Annotated in this window: 15 protein-coding genes; 8 read left to right on the plus strand and 7 right to left on the minus strand. The window is 67.0% G+C overall.

The genetic code is table 11. The features are described 5' to 3' along the window. Positions 1 to 104 precede the first annotated feature (104 nt). The 6 genes from AC5P9P_RS01640 to AC5P9P_RS01665 all read left to right on the plus strand — a co-directional run bounded on the left by AC5P9P_RS01640 (position 105) and on the right by AC5P9P_RS01665 (position 6,033). Positions 105 to 899: an alpha/beta fold hydrolase gene (locus AC5P9P_RS01640; RefSeq protein WP_049453220.1), complete on the plus strand. Its 795-nt coding sequence runs from the start codon at positions 105 to 107 to the stop codon at positions 897 to 899. A 3-nt stretch (positions 900 to 902) separates the two neighbouring features. Beyond that, positions 903 to 1,448: a redoxin family protein gene (locus AC5P9P_RS01645; RefSeq protein WP_111108435.1), complete on the plus strand. Its 546-nt coding sequence runs from the start codon at positions 903 to 905 to the stop codon at positions 1,446 to 1,448. Between the two features lie 57 nt (positions 1,449 to 1,505). Continuing rightward, on the plus strand, positions 1,506 to 2,246 hold the full coding sequence (locus AC5P9P_RS01650; protein ID WP_111173083.1) for a response regulator: 741 nt from the start codon (positions 1,506 to 1,508) through the stop codon (positions 2,244 to 2,246). After that, positions 2,243 to 3,556, plus strand: a complete 1,314-nt coding sequence (locus AC5P9P_RS01655) for a sensor histidine kinase (protein WP_495232577.1) — start codon at positions 2,243 to 2,245, stop codon at positions 3,554 to 3,556. Before AC5P9P_RS01650 ends, AC5P9P_RS01655 begins: the two co-directional genes overlap by 4 nt. A 125-nt stretch (positions 3,557 to 3,681) precedes the next feature. Continuing rightward, entirely contained in the window at positions 3,682 to 4,695 is a 1,014-nt protein-coding gene (locus AC5P9P_RS01660; RefSeq protein WP_495232578.1) for a hypothetical protein, read from the plus strand. Between the two features lie 78 nt (positions 4,696 to 4,773). Beyond that, positions 4,774 to 6,033, plus strand: coding sequence for an MFS transporter (locus tag AC5P9P_RS01665; protein WP_049430381.1), 1,260 nt, complete (start codon positions 4,774 to 4,776; stop codon positions 6,031 to 6,033). Positions 6,034 to 6,037: 4 nt separating this feature from the next. Here AC5P9P_RS01665 and AC5P9P_RS01670 read toward each other — a convergent pair whose 3' ends face one another. After that, entirely contained in the window at positions 6,038 to 6,985 is a 948-nt protein-coding gene (locus AC5P9P_RS01670) for a nucleoside hydrolase (RefSeq protein ID WP_049430380.1), read from the minus strand. A gap of 201 nt (positions 6,986 to 7,186) precedes the next feature. Here AC5P9P_RS01670 and AC5P9P_RS01675 point away from each other — a divergent pair, with 201 nt between their 5' ends. Together AC5P9P_RS01675 and AC5P9P_RS01680 are read left to right on the plus strand one after the other, a co-directional pair. Beyond that, positions 7,187 to 7,723: an SMI1/KNR4 family protein gene (locus AC5P9P_RS01675; protein ID WP_239519624.1), complete on the plus strand. Its 537-nt coding sequence runs from the start codon at positions 7,187 to 7,189 to the stop codon at positions 7,721 to 7,723. Positions 7,724 to 8,166: 443 nt separating this feature from the next. After that, positions 8,167 to 8,499 (plus strand): hypothetical protein, encoded by a 333-nt coding sequence (locus AC5P9P_RS01680; protein ID WP_049430377.1) that lies wholly within the window; start codon positions 8,167 to 8,169, stop codon positions 8,497 to 8,499. Between the two features lie 71 nt (positions 8,500 to 8,570). Here AC5P9P_RS01680 and AC5P9P_RS01685 read toward each other — a convergent pair whose 3' ends face one another. From AC5P9P_RS01685 to mdcE, 6 genes are all read right to left on the minus strand, one after another. After that, on the minus strand, positions 8,571 to 9,290 hold the full coding sequence (locus AC5P9P_RS01685) for a GntR family transcriptional regulator (RefSeq protein ID WP_024957000.1): 720 nt from the start codon (positions 9,288 to 9,290) through the stop codon (positions 8,571 to 8,573). A gap of 105 nt (positions 9,291 to 9,395) precedes the next feature. Further along, on the minus strand, positions 9,396 to 10,763 hold the full coding sequence (locus AC5P9P_RS01690) for an SLC13 family permease (RefSeq protein ID WP_049430375.1): 1,368 nt from the start codon (positions 10,761 to 10,763) through the stop codon (positions 9,396 to 9,398). A gap of 104 nt (positions 10,764 to 10,867) precedes the next feature. Further along, positions 10,868 to 11,788 carry a malonate decarboxylase subunit epsilon gene (mdcH, locus tag AC5P9P_RS01695; protein ID WP_033833334.1) on the minus strand — a complete coding sequence of 307 codons (921 nt, stop codon included), beginning with the start codon at positions 11,786 to 11,788 and terminating at the stop codon, positions 10,868 to 10,870. Beyond that, positions 11,785 to 12,600 carry a triphosphoribosyl-dephospho-CoA synthase MdcB gene (gene mdcB / locus AC5P9P_RS01700; protein WP_080240948.1) on the minus strand — a complete coding sequence of 272 codons (816 nt, stop codon included), beginning with the start codon at positions 12,598 to 12,600 and terminating at the stop codon, positions 11,785 to 11,787. Before mdcB ends, mdcH begins: the two co-directional genes overlap by 4 nt. A 35-nt stretch (positions 12,601 to 12,635) precedes the next feature. Continuing rightward, positions 12,636 to 13,277, minus strand: coding sequence for a malonate decarboxylase holo-[acyl-carrier-protein] synthase (gene mdcG / locus AC5P9P_RS01705; protein WP_033833336.1), 642 nt, complete (start codon positions 13,275 to 13,277; stop codon positions 12,636 to 12,638). Continuing rightward, on the minus strand, positions 13,270 to 13,974 hold the full coding sequence (gene mdcE / locus AC5P9P_RS01710) for a biotin-independent malonate decarboxylase subunit gamma (RefSeq protein ID WP_111188057.1): 705 nt from the start codon (positions 13,972 to 13,974) through the stop codon (positions 13,270 to 13,272). The genes mdcG and mdcE overlap by 8 nt, the downstream gene beginning before the upstream one ends. Positions 13,975 to 13,976: the final 2 nt, after the last annotated feature.

The raw sequence follows: 13,976 nt of genomic DNA on the forward strand, positions 1-13,976 counted from the left end.
AACCCGCCTGCGCCCTACAGTCCGGTACCACTCCGCGCCGCGGAGAAACAGCGGTGATACACCGGCAGGCGGAAATGGCCACTCCCAACACCGGAGTGCCACCCATGATCCGTACCTCGTTGCTTGCCGCTGCTCTCGCCCTTGCCGGCGCAGCCGCCCCCGCCTTCGCTAGCCAGGCCGATACCGCTGCACCGCCCACCGTCATCCTGGTGCACGGCGCCTTCGCCGATGGCTCCAGCTGGAGCAAGGTCATCAGTACCCTGCATGACTGGAAGCTGCCGGCGGTGGCCGTACAGAATCCGCTCACCTCGTTGGCCGACGATGTCGCCGCCACCCGCCGCGCGATTGCCGCCGCGCCTGGCAAGGTGGTGCTGGTCGGCCACAGCTGGGGTGGCACGGTCATCACCGAAGCGGGCAATGACCCGAAGGTGCAGGCGCTGGTGTACGTGGCGGCTTTCGCACCGGATGCAGGGCAGTCTTCGGCGCAACAGGGCGAAGGTTTCCCGGTCGGTCCGGGTCTGACCCGACTGCGGGAAAGGGATGGGTACCTGACCTTGCCGGCTGATGCCATCGCCCAGGACTTCGCGCCGGACGTGATGAAAAAATCGGCCGCACTGCTGTACAGCACGCAGGTCCCGTTGAAGGCCAGCGCGCTGGGCGAGGTGGTGAACGTTGCGGCGTGGCGCAGCAAGCCGAGCTGGTACGTGCTCAGCCGCGATGACCGCATGCTGTCGCCGCAGCTGCAGGCCGCGACCGCACGTCGCATCGGTGCACAGCTGCAATCGATCGGCAGCAGCCATGTGTCGCTGCTTTCGCATCCGGCGCAGGTGGCCGACAGCATCCTGGAAGCGGCGGGGGTGAAGCCGGCGGAACTGCCACTGGCCGAGCAGGGGGGCTGAGCGATGGCCGCACTGCGTGCGTACGTGCTGCCGTTGCTGATGGGCGTGCTGGGTGGGGCTGCGCTGTTGATGGCCTGGCCCAGTCCGGAGGCCGATGCGCAGCCGGCACAGGCCGTTCCCGCCGCCGGGTTCGACGGTGGCGGACCCTGGCACAACAGCCCACCGCTCACACTGGAGCAGTTGCGGGGGCAGGTGGTGCTGGTCGAGTTCTGGACCTACACCTGCAGCAACTGCCTCAACGTGGCGCCGCATGTCCACCAGTGGCATGCACGCTACGCGTCGCAGGGCCTGAGGGTGATCGGCGTGCATACGCCGGAGTTCGCCTATGAAGGGCTGCCCGGCAACGTGCGCAAGGCCATCGCACGGTTGGACATCACCTGGCCGGTGGTGCAGGACAACCAGTACCGGATCTGGAACGCCTGGCGCAACCGCTTCTGGCCCGCGCTGTACCTGCTCGACCGTCAGGGGCGGGTGGTCTACCGCCATTACGGCGATGGCGACTACGCACGTACCGAAAGCGAGATCCAGCGCCTGCTGGCCAACGCCTGAGCCGCGCTACCATGGCCGCGCAGCGCGGCCCTGACCTCCGTCTTCATCGAGAACGCAATGAACCACGTACCGCATATCCTGGTCGTCGACGATGACAGCGAGATCCGCCAGATGCTGGCCGATTACCTGCAGCGCAACGGCCTGCGCGTGAGCCAGGCCGACGGTGGCCGGGCCATGCGCGCGCTGATGGATACCCATGCCGTGGACCTGGTGGTGCTGGACGTGATGATGCCGGGCGAGGACGGCCTGAGCCTGTGCCGCAACCTGCGCGCCGGCAAGCATCGTGCGGTGCCGGTGGTGCTGCTGACCGCCCGCGACGACGAGACCGACCGCATCATCGGCCTGGAAATGGGCGCTGATGACTATGTGACCAAGCCCTTCTCTTCGCGCGAACTGCTGGCACGCATCAATGCGGTGATCCGCCGCACGCAGATGCTGCCGCCGAATCTGCAGGTGAGCGAAGCAGGTCGCCAGCTGGCCTTCGGCGAGTGGCGCCTGGACACCACCGCACGCCATCTGCTGGATGTGCAGGACACCGCGCATCCGCTCAGTGGCGCCGAGTTCCGCCTGTTGCGCGTGTTCCTCGATCACGCCAATCGGGTGCTCAGCCGTGACCAGCTGCTCAGCCTCACCCAGGGCCGCGATGCCGAACTGTTCGACCGCTCGATCGATCTGCTGGTCAGCCGCGTGCGGCAGCGCCTGGGTGACGACGCACGCGAGCCGACCTACATCAAGACCGTGCGCAGCGAAGGCTATGTGTTCAGCGTGCCGGTGCAGTTGCTGGGGCCGGACGAATGAACACTACCGCACACCGCCCACGCTGGCCGCGCACGCTGTCGGCGCGGCTGCTGCTGGTGCTGCTGGGTGGATTGGCGCTGGCCCACGCACTGTCTTTCGGCCTGCTGTTCTTCGAACGCTACCAGTCCACCCGCAGCATGATGCTGCGCAACCTCGATGAAGACGTGGCCGTGAGTGTCGCGCTGCTGGAGCACCTGCCCGCAGGCCAGCGCGCGGCCTGGGTGCCGCGGCTGGAGCGGCGCACCTACCGTTACCTGCTGCGCCCGGCTGCGGCCGGGCCGGGACTGCAGACCGATCGTGCACGCCAGGTCACCGCGATCATCGACGACAGCCTGCAGCGCCGCTATCCGTTGCAGGCGCGCCAGGTGGCTCGCCTGCCGGAGCGGTTCGAGGTGGAACTGCGCCTGCACGACGGCACTCCCTTGACCATCGAGGTCACCCCGTCGGGCCTGCCGCTGGCGCGCTGGCTGCCCGCCGTGTTGCTGGTGCAGCTGGCGCTGCTGCTGGTGTGCGCGTGGCTGGCGGTGCGCCTGGCCATGCGCCCGCTGCAGCAGCTGTCGCATGCGGTGGAGCATCTGCAGCCGGGCAAGGACGGGCCCGAACTGCCTGAAGATGGCCCGGCGGAAGTGGGCGGCGCGGCGGCCGCGCTCAACGCACTGCAGGCACGCATTCGTGGCCATGTCACTGAGCGTCTGCAGATCCTGGCCGCGATCTCGCATGACCTGCAGACCCCCATCACGCGCATGAAGCTTCGGGTGGAGACCCTGCCTGAAGACAGCACCCAGCAGCGGTTGCTGGACGACCTCGACCACCTGGGTCAACTGGTGCGTGAGGGCGTGGCCTATGCGCGCAGCAGCCACGTCGCCAGTGGCGCACCGGTGTCGATGGACCTGGGCGCGTTCCTGGCCAGTGTGGTCGGCGATTACGAGGACATGGGCAAGCCGGTCAGCGGTGGTGCGCCCGCTGGACTGGTCGTGCAGACCTGGCCGCAGCCGCTGCGCCGGGTGGTCGGCAATCTGGTCGACAACGCATTGCGTTACGCCGGTGCCGCCGAGGTCGAGGCGGGCCGTGATGACGCCGGCAGAGTGTGGATCAGCATTTCCGACCGTGGCCCTGGCATTCCCGAGGACCAGCTGCAGGCAGTGCTGGCGCCGTTCCATCGGCTGGAAAGCTCGCGCAACCGCGATACCGGCGGCACTGGCCTGGGCCTGGCCATCGCGGTGCAGCTGGCACAGTCGCTGGGCGGCTCGCTGAGGTTGCACAACCGCGAGGGCGGCGGCCTGCGGGCGGAACTGCAGCTGCCGGGGTAACGGGCGGGGTCGGATCCCTTTGCGGGAGCGAAGGGCTCTGACCCCGATGTGGGATCTGCGGCGTTCCTGCACGGCTTCGGGATCGGCGATCATCTGCAGGGAGTGTCGAAACCAGGAAACACGCAATGCAGGGAACGCAGCATTCAATCCGGCGCCCGCGCCACGCCGCGCTGCTGGTCGGTCTACTCGCGCTGGCGGCATGCCAGCGCACACCGGATGCGCCGACCGGGGCACCCGCAGCGGGCGCACCGCTTGCCGCCCCGGCCACCGCAACAGACCTCTCTCCGCTGCTCGATGCCCTGCCGACCTGCGCGCTGGACGGCTGGTACATCGATCAGCAGACCGGGCGCCCGGCCCATCCCTGGTTGGCGACGAACGCACCGAAGCCCTGCAAGGAAGACGGGGAGAACGAGACCGCCACGTTCTGCGTGCAGGGGCAATGGAAGGGGCTGCCGGTGGAGGAAGTGATCCTGCCGACGATGACGTTCGTTTCGTTCCGTGGGGCCAGGATCGGCCTGCCGCTGGAGAAGGCACGTCCCATCGTCCGCCAGCGTTTCGGGCAGGACTTCCCGGGTGGTGCGGCCTACGAGGAAGGGCGCGAGCCGAAGCTGCTGGCCGACCCGGAGGATGCGCAGCGTTCGTGGCTGCTGTGCAGCATCCCTGAACCGGGAGACGACCTGGGCAGCCAGGCAGGCGTCAGCTACTCGGGCATGAACCTGCCCTACGACCACGACGGTTGCAGCTACCGCTACAGCCCGGTCGACTTCTGCGATGCGCGGCACCGCGGAGCCATCGAAGATGCCCTCCAGCATCAGAAACCCAATTTCAACAAGCACTACCTGCTGGTGCAGGTCGATGATCGACCCGAGTACTTCCAGCGCACGCTGGTGCTGGTCGATACCCGCACGGGCAGGGCGACGCCACTGCCGTTCGATGCCTTCACCGGCCCGGCGGGGAAGGGCGGAGAGGCCACCGGCTACGGGACACTGGAAACGGGCGTGGACCAGCCGCAGTTCTGCCTTGATGGCGCGCTGCTGGTCTACCGCGTGTTCGAGCAGGGGCGCTTCTGCTTCGGCTCTGACGGCGAGCGTTTCACCGGTCATGAAACCCAGTACATGCAGGCGACGGATAGCCGATGACCCGTATTTCACCCCGGTCATGACATCCTGCTCCGAACCTGCGCAACCGGGATCGAGGCTGTTGAAGGCGAACACGCAATGACGTTGGCGCGGCAGCGCTCGATGTGGGTGGCGGGCCTGTCCACGGTGGTGGAGTGGTACGACTTCACCCTGTACCTGTACTTCGCCACGGTGTTGTCGCGGGTGTTCTTCGGCGGCGGCGAACAGGCGCTGCTGGCCACCCTGGCCGGCTTTGCGGTGTCCTACCTGATGCGCCCGCTGGGCGCGCTGTGCTTCGGCCACCTGGGCGACCGACTCGGCCGGCGCTGGATGCTGCTGGCATCGATGGCGTTGATGGCAGCGGCGATGCTGGCCACTGCACTGCTGCCGACAGCGGCCATGGCCGGAACGACGGCGGGTGTGCTGCTGCTGGTACTGCGCTGCGTGATGGCGTTTTCGGTGGGCGGCGAATACACCGGGGTGGTGGCGTACCTGCTGGAAAGCGCACCGGCGCAGCGACGTGGCCTGGTGACCTCGCTGGCGTCCGCAGCCAGCGAGGTGGGTGCGCTGCTGGCGGTGGCGATCTCTGCGGTTACCGTGGCGCTGCTCGCGCCCGCGCAGCTGGACAGCTGGGGCTGGCGTATTCCGTTCTTCGTTGGCGCGGCGCTGGCACTGGTGATCCTGGTCGCGCGCTCGGGCATGCACGAGTCGCCGGAGTTCGAGCGGCAGCGCCGCGAGGGCAGCATTCCCGCGACGCCGCTGAAGCATGTGCTGCGCAACCATCCGCTGGCGGTGGCGCGCACGTTCGCGATCTCGGCGCTGGGCTCGATTACTTACTACGTCGGCATCACCTATGTGCCCGCATTCCTGCATGCGCGGGGCCACGATGAGGGCGATGCGCTGTGGCTGTCGACGATTGCGGCCGTGGCGGTGATCGCGATCACGCCCCTGTGCGGCGCATTGTCCGACCGTGTCGGACGACGGCCGGTGCTGTTGGGCCTGACCGTGCTGGCAGCGCTGCTGCCGCTGTCCTTGTTCGCGTGGATGGCGCAGGCGACGCCGCTGGGCATCGCGCTGGCCGCGGTGTTGCTGGCCTGCGTGGCCGGTGGCGTGAGCGCGGTGGCGGCCCCGGCCACGGCCGAGCAGTTTCCCGGCGAAGGGCGGGTGAGTGGGCTGGCACTGGGCGTGACCATGGCCACGGCCTTCTTCGGCGGGGCAACGCCCTGGCTGGCGCAATGGTGGGTGGAACGCAGCGGCTGGGCGGCGGCGCCGGGCGCGATGATCGCGCTGGTGGCGGTGCTGGTGCTGCCGGTGCTGTGGACCCTGCCCGAGACGGTCCCGGGCAGGGCCAAGCGCTAGCGGGTCAGACCTTCAGGGTCTGCTCGATGTCGGCCAGCACGGCGGCCGCATCGACGCCGATGGCAATCGACTGCACCACGTGGCCGTCCCACACGCTGGGGCCGAACGCCAGGCCTTCCGGCTTGGGAATGGTCATACCGCGGGCGACGCCGTCGGTGGCCACGCGCACGCTGGCGCGCTCGAACTGGAACAGCTCCGGACGGGTCAGCGCGATGCAGGCGCAGCAGTCGTGCACGACCATGCCCTTGTGGCCGGCCTGCAGGTAGAAGTCCACGTAATCCTGCGACAGCGCACGCACCAGTTCGGCATCGGCACCACCGATCGCAGCCAGCTTGTCCAGGCCGTCACGGTCCATTTCCACGCGGGTGGTCACGTCCAGGCCGATGGCGGTGACCGGCCAGCTGGCGGTGAACACCACGTCGGCCGCTTCGGCGTCGCCCCAGATGTTGGCCTCGGCGGCCGGGGTGATGTTGCCGTTGACGTGGAAGGCGCCGCCCATGATCACTACGCCGCGCACCAGGCCGGCGATGTCCGGCGCCTGCTGCAGGGCAAGGGCCAGGTTGGTCATGCGGCCGACCGCGACCAGGGTCACCTCGCCCGGATGGGCGCGGACCAGGTCGATGATCAGCTGGTGGGCGGGGCGCGCGTCGGCGGCCACGTCCAGTTCGGCCGGCACCGCGTGGTTGCCCAGGCCGTTGTGGCCATGGATGTGAACCGGCCAGGCTTCCGGGGTGGCTTCCGGCTGCAGCGGGCCGCCGGCACCGCGTGCGACCGGGGCGGCAAAGCCCCAGGCCTGCTTCAGGTACAGCGCATTGTGCGTGGTCGACTCCACCGAGGCATTGCCGAAGGTGGTGGTGACGCCGATCAGGTCGATCTGGGCGTGCTTGTGCAGGTACAGCAGGGCCAGGGCGTCGTCGACGCCCGGGTCGGTATCGAAAATGACTTTCAGCATGTTGTTGTTCTTCTTCTTCCGTGTGGTGCGGGGGGCGCCGGCGGCCCGGAAGCAGGCCGGCGCGCCCTACATTGTCCCATCTTCATGACAGGCAGAGCGAACCGGGGCGCCGGTGGGGGCATATCATCGCCTTCAAGGTAGGGTATCGACTCGAACCGTTTGAGAGCTGTCCTGCCAGACTCCGAACCATCTTCATCGATGATGAGCCAGTGCCACTTTGCATTGCCGACACCTACTATGCAGAGAACGGCAGCACTTCCGTATTTGAAGAGCGCACCTGGCTCATTGGCTGGAGGTGACTCCTTGGTGGAAACAATTGCAGAGAATTTCAGGAAGATAGCGATGAAATATCAACTAACAGAAGGGCAGCTCAATGGCCCAGCTCAACTTTCGGCCATTGATAGCCTGCCAGAAGGATTGAGAACGGCACTCCCTAAGAGCTACCTTGAATTCCTTAAGACTCACGACGGCGGCGAAGGATTCATTGGCGATAACTACATCATTTTTTGGAGGGCAGAAGAGCTGGTTGATTTCAATCGTGAATATGAAGTCGAGACGGATGCGCCCGGTGTATTTTTGTTCGGCTCCAGCGGGGGAGGAGAAGCATATGGATTCGACATGTGGGATGTCGCTATGCCGGTAGTAATGATTCCTTTTATAGGCATGGATCGTCAATACGCCATCTTGGTAGCGGCCGACCTTCCAGATTTATTCGTGCAATTGGCAGAGCGAGAATGATTGGCCTGGATAAGCACGAACGCCCTAAAGGCATGGAGCTGTTCGAGCTTAGACCCGTTATCGTTGGTGGTGATCCGGTCAGCCCTGAGAATAAAGCCTGGTTGACGAGAGAGCAGCATTTTGAGGCTGTGCGCTACTGGAATAGGATTGTCAGAAGTCTGCGTGATGGGCCGAAGTAGCTGGAGATAGAAAGGTGTAGAGGGAGTAGGTCGGGAGCGGCCAGCTGCTATATCAGACATCTTGAATTGCTAAGCGAACCGGAGGATGTCCGGCTCGTGCAAGATGCTTTGTAGAATTCCTGCAGGTCTGACTAAAATGCCTGGTCAACATTTATCGATAGCCCCGCAGAATATTTATTCGAACGGAAATTCGATGAAAAAAGCCGCGCTGCAACCAATGGATCAGTCGCGGTGGGTATGCCCCCCTGCTCAAGGAGCTGCGCCATGCTGGTGGTAACCCTGGTCCTGGTCGCCCTGGTATTGGGCTTGAACCTCGTCGCCACCTTCGTGGTGCTGGGGCGCGAAGAGGTGTCGGCAGGCGGCCGGACGGTGCAGTTGCTGCTGGTCTGGCTACTGCCGCTGGTCGGCGCCATCCTGTGCATGGCGGTGGCCACGGCCGATGGCTCGGGCAGCCGGGGGGATGGCGGCGGAAGCCATGACACCTCCGTTGGCTATTCCAGTGACAACCACAGCCATCACAGCTACAGCAGCTCCGACTGCGGTAGCGGCGACAGCGGTGGGGGTGGTGACGGTGGCAGCTGCGGTGGTGGCGATTGACGAGATGTTCCAGGATGCCGGCCAAGGTCACGTCCTGGTAGTGCCGGCCGCTGGCCGGCAACCTCATCCGCTCAACCGCCGCCTTCGGTCGGCAACGGCGCCGGCACGTTCAACAGCCCACCTGCCGCCACATAGGCGGCCAGTGCCTGGCCCTGGCTGAGCAGATGGCGCTCCATGGTGCGTTCGGCAGCCTGCGCGTCGCGGCGGCGGAAGCACTCCATCAATTCGCGGTGTTCGGCCAGCGACTGCGCGGTGCGGCCCGGGGTCAGCAACTGGCGGCCGCGATGCATCTTCAGGATGCGGTGCAGGTCGTGGGTGATGCGGATCAGCCACGGGTTGCCGGCGTAGTGCTGCACGGTTTCGTGGATCAGGTAGTTGTTGCGGTAGTACTCGGCGATGTTGCCCTCGGCCGCCGCGGTTTCCATCGCCGCATGCAGGTCTTCCAGCTGCTGCACGCCGGCATCGTCGATGTGCCTGACCGCTTCGTGCGCACAGCGGCCTTCCAGCATGGCCATCACCGGGAACAGTTGGTTGAGGTCTTCCAGCGTCAACCGGGTGACCCGGCAGCCACGACCGGCATCGATCTGCACCAGGCCTTCGGCAGCCAGCAGCTTCAGCGCCTCGCGCAGCGGCGTACGGCTGATGCCCAGTTCTTCGCACAGTGCGGGCTCGTCGATCCACTCACCCGGCGGCAGCCGGTAGTCGTAGATGCGCTCGCGCACGTGTTCGGCCACCTCTTCGTACAGAGGTGCGCGCTTCTTCGGTGACCGCGGGGCAGGGGCAATGGCCATGGAGGAAGTGTACCGCCAGGTAGTGCCGGCCGCTGGGCGGCAACCCATGATCGCTGGATGGCTTCATGGGATTGCCGGCCAGCGGCCGGCACTACCGTTGGGTGGTTACATCCAGCCCGGTACTACGAATACCAGCCAGGCCAGCAGCGGCCCCAGGGCCACCACCAGGCCGCTGTAGACCAGGAAACGGCGGAACAGGGTTTCGCGCTCTTCCTTCGCGGCCGAAGCCACCACCAGCGCGCCATTGGTTGAGAACGGGCTGACATCGACGATGGTGGACGACACCGCCAGCGCACAGATCACGCCGGCCGCACTGAGGTGGCCCTGCATCAGGAACGGTACCGCCAGCGGAATCGTGGCGCCCAGCACCGCAGCCGACGAGGCGAATGCGGAGACAATGCCGCCGACGTAGCAGACCAGCAGCGCGCCGAGCAGCGGAATGCCGATGTCGGACACGCCATTGCCGATGAAGTCCACCGCGCCGGCATGCTCCAGCACGCCGATGTAGGTCACCACACCGCAGATCAGCAGCACGGTGGACCAGCTGATGCCATCCACCGCGCCCTTCTGGCTTTGTGGCGACAGCAGTGCCAGCGCGACAGCCACGGTGATCGAGACCAGGCCGACGTTGAGGTTGTAGATCAGCGCGGCCACGCCCAGGCCGAGCAGGCCGATCAGGGTGAACAACCGCTCGCGGGTCAGGCCCACCGCATCCAGTGCCGCCGGATCATTGCTGAGCGTGCCGCCGCCAGCTGCGACCAGCGCGCCATGGCCTTCGATGGCGAATTGCCGCGACGATGCCTGCGGGCCACCGGCCATTGCCATCTCGGCATTGCCGATCGTTCTGGCCGCGGTGATCGAGCCACGCCGCAGCAGGGCGATGCCGCCGAACGCGAAGAAGCAGATCGTCGCCATCATGAAGTTGAAGCCCAGGCTGGTCAGGAATACCGCCATCTCTGTCACTTCCAGCCCGGCTTTCTGCACAACGCCGTTGGTGATGCTGCCGTACACGCTGATCGGCGAGAAGCCACCGGCCTGCGCGCCATGGATGACCAGCAGGCCCATCATCAGTGGATTGATGTTGTACTGCTTGGCAAAGCGCAGCGCGACCGGACCGATGATGGCCACCGCTGCCGGGCCGAGCGCGCCGAAGGCGGTCAGCACCGCGGTGATCACGAACATCACCCACGGAATGGCCACGATATGGCCGCGCACGGCTTTTACTGCCCAGTGCACCAGCAGGTCGATGGTGCCGTTCTTCTGCGCGATGGCGAACAGATAGGTGATGCCGACCAGGGTCAGGAACAGATCGCCGGGAAAGCCAGCCAGGACCTCCTTGCCGCCCATGTCGACCCACAGCCCGCCGACGATGAAGGCCAGCGCGAAAGCGACGGCACCCATGTTGATTGGCATCGCGGTGGCGACGATGAACATGATCACCAGACCGATGATCGTTGCGATTTGTGGACTCATGCGCCCTCCCAGACACGTGACTCACGTATAGCGCGGATGGAGACCCGCCATCCCGGGGTAAGGCGACGTACGGCCTGTTGCGTGATACGTACTGCTCGAACCCGTTACTGCAGCCGCTCCAGCGCGCTGCGGACCCAGGCCGCGGCGCCTTCAAGGCTCTGAAACTCTTCCACAGCGCGCACCTCGCAGCACGGGTAGGCCGGCGCGACCATGCGCGCCAGCGCGTTGCCCGGGCCCAGCTGCAGGAACACGCGCGTGCCGCGCTCGAAGGCCTGGCGCATCACCTGCGCCCATTCGATGGTCTGCGTCAGTTGCAACGACAGCGTGCTGACTGCCGTTGCGCGGTCCCGCACCGGTCGCGCATCGATGCCGGCCAGCAGCGGCAGGCGTGGGGCCTGCAGTGGCGATGCATCGAGTGCGGCAGCGAACGGTGCGACCGCCGCCGCCAGCAATGGTGTGTGTGCGGGCACGCGCACCGGCAGCACACGGATGTCCGCGCCCTGCGCCCGCGCTGCATCGGCCAGCCGCTGCAACGAGGCGTGCGTGCCGCCCACGATGAAATGGTCCTGCCCGTTGGCGATGGCCACGTAGGTGCCCTGCGCATCACACAGCGACTGCAGGCTGCGGCGGTCCAGCCCGAGCACTGCCTGCAGGCCTGCATCGGCAGGGCTGGCGCTGTCCATCAACTGCGCACGTTGCACAGCCAGCGCCAGGCAGGTGGTGGCATCGAAGCTGCCGGCGATGGCGTGCGCGGCGAGCTCGCCGATGCTGTAGCCGGCCACCAGCACCGGTGCAGGCACCGCTTCGCGAAGGCCCTGCCAATGCGCGAGGCTGGCTGCACACAGCAAGGGCTGCGCCAGAGCATTGTCGAAGCGCGATTCGTCAGCAGCTGCCGCGAACACGTCGCGTCCAAGCACTGCGCTGGCGGTCTCCAGTACGTCGCGCACGGCGGGCAGATCGCGCACGCGGCCGAACATCGCCGCATGCTGCGCACCTTGGCCGGGGCAGAGCAGGGCAAGGCTCATGCGACCTCCTGCTGCAGCAGGAACCAGGCACAGGCCAGCAGGTCGGCACTGCCGCCGGGGCTCAGCCGGCGTGCGACGAATCCATTACCGATGCTGTGCAGGCGTGCCTGCCAGCCGGGTACGAAGGCGCCGCCGGCATCGAGGAAGCCTCGCGCCTGTTGCTGGGCCCAGCGCAGGCCGTTGGCGCCGCCACGGTGCAGCAGGTTGAGGTCATCCACGCACGCGATCAGCTGCACCAGGGTCTGGCACATCGCGGCCTCGCGTGACAGGTCGCTGGCCAGCGCGTGGCGCAGGGTAGGCAGTGCCACCTCGCGCAGCAGCGGGTAGCCGGCGGCCGCTTGTTCGCGCACACCCTGCACGCCGTGCCGTGCGCGCGCGCGCTGGCCAGGGCTGTTCGCATCCAGCGGTGCGCCGGCGAGCTCGGCAGCCCAGCGGCGCACTTCCTGGCAGACCTGCTCGGCTGCGATGGCACCGCCCGCGCGGCCCCGACAGGCAGCGGAAGCCGCCACCAGCAGGCCAAGGCTGAAGACCGCGCCGCGATGGGTATTGATGCCGGCGGTCGCGCGCAGCATCGATATCTCCGCAGCGATGCCGTGCCGGCGCAACGTCTGGAACGGCGCCGCGCTGACACCGGCGTCGGCCACGGCGACGAAGTAGTGGCGCAGCGCGAACAGGCTGCGCAGGAACGTGCCGGCGTCCATGTCGTGGTGGCTGCCGCTGTCGAAGGGGGTGACCAACCCTGGCTTGGGTGCAAGGGCGAGTTCGGCGTGCAGGCTGGCGATGGCGAGGCGCCCCAGACGCGCGCTGTCCACGGCAGCTGGCCTGACCGCCGGTTGCACGAGGGCGTTCACGCGCTCACCCCGGTGGAGGCGAACAACGCATCACGTAGTTCCAGTGCGGCACCATCGAGGCGCTTGACCAGTACCTCGCGGCTGCGCCCGGCGTATTCGCGCCAGTTCACCGCGCCACCATCCACCAGGCACAATTCGCCATCGACCCGCCGGCCGTGTTCGGTCTCCCATGCCTGCAGCCGTGCGACCAGGGCATCGGCCTGTGCGGCGGTGTCGATCCGCCACAGCAGATCGATGTCCGAGCGCGCGTGCACATAGTGCAGGCCCGTGAGGTGCTGCCATGCGAAGGCACCGAATACACGCGCTGCGGCGATGTCCTGCAATGCCTGCAGCGGGCGCTGCCAGTCCTGCACAAGGTCGCCTTCCAGCACCGCCTGAAGTGTCGGTGGCGCCGCGGTGCGCAGCACATCGTGTGCCGGCACGCGCAGGGCCAGGCGCAGTTTGCCCTCGGCGGGTGGCAGCGGCACGCCGAGGCGCAGGCGGGGATCGGCATCGTCGGCGGCTCGCCGGGCGACGATGGCGGGCAACCCCTGCGCAAACCAGTCGCCCAGGCGCGGCTCATGCGCGGCGATGTCCGCCTGCCAGCGGGCGTGCGCTGGCAACCAGACCAGCGTATGGCGTGGCAGCCGCTCAGGCATCGCCCTGGCTCACGGCTGCAGCCACGCGTGCGGCCAGCATGCGACCGCCACGTTCGGCACCCTGCACGGCGCGGCGGTCGCCATCGGTGGGCGTGCGCAGCGCCTGCAGCAGGTGTGCGGCCAGCTCGCCGCTCCAGATCGAATCCACCGCGCCCATCGCCACGTAGTTTTCCACGCCCGGTGCGAACACCGGCGAGCTCTGGCTGAGCGCCTGCAGCTTCTCCAGCGGTTGCTTGGTCACCCGCGCCATTGCGCGCAGGTCCATCACCCGCACCTGTGCATCGGGCAGGGCGTGGATGTGGTCGGCCATCAGGCCGAATGAGAGGAAGCCACCACTGACGGATTCGCCGTAAACCAGGGTGATCAGGCGCGCACCACGGCGGCGTGCCAGATCGAGCGTCTGCGCGAGATGCGCAAAGTAACCATTGATGCCCAACAGTTCGTCGCGCCGCGCCAGGCGCTGGCCGGCGGTATCCACCAGCATCACGATCGGTCGCTGAGGATGCGCGCAGGTGCTGTCCAGTACCGTCCCGGCCAGTGCCAAGGCGTGGTCCACGCCGACTTCAAGTTTGTCGGCGGTACCGATGACGGTCACCTTGCCATCCTCGGTGGCAGCGCTGCCGGTCAGCACCGAATCGTTCACCGCAATGGCATGCCCATGCGGGAACAGGGCATCGAGCAGGGTCTGCAGCGGCATGC

This window comes from Stenotrophomonas sp. YJH_SMC_14-1 (genome assembly GCF_059372275.1).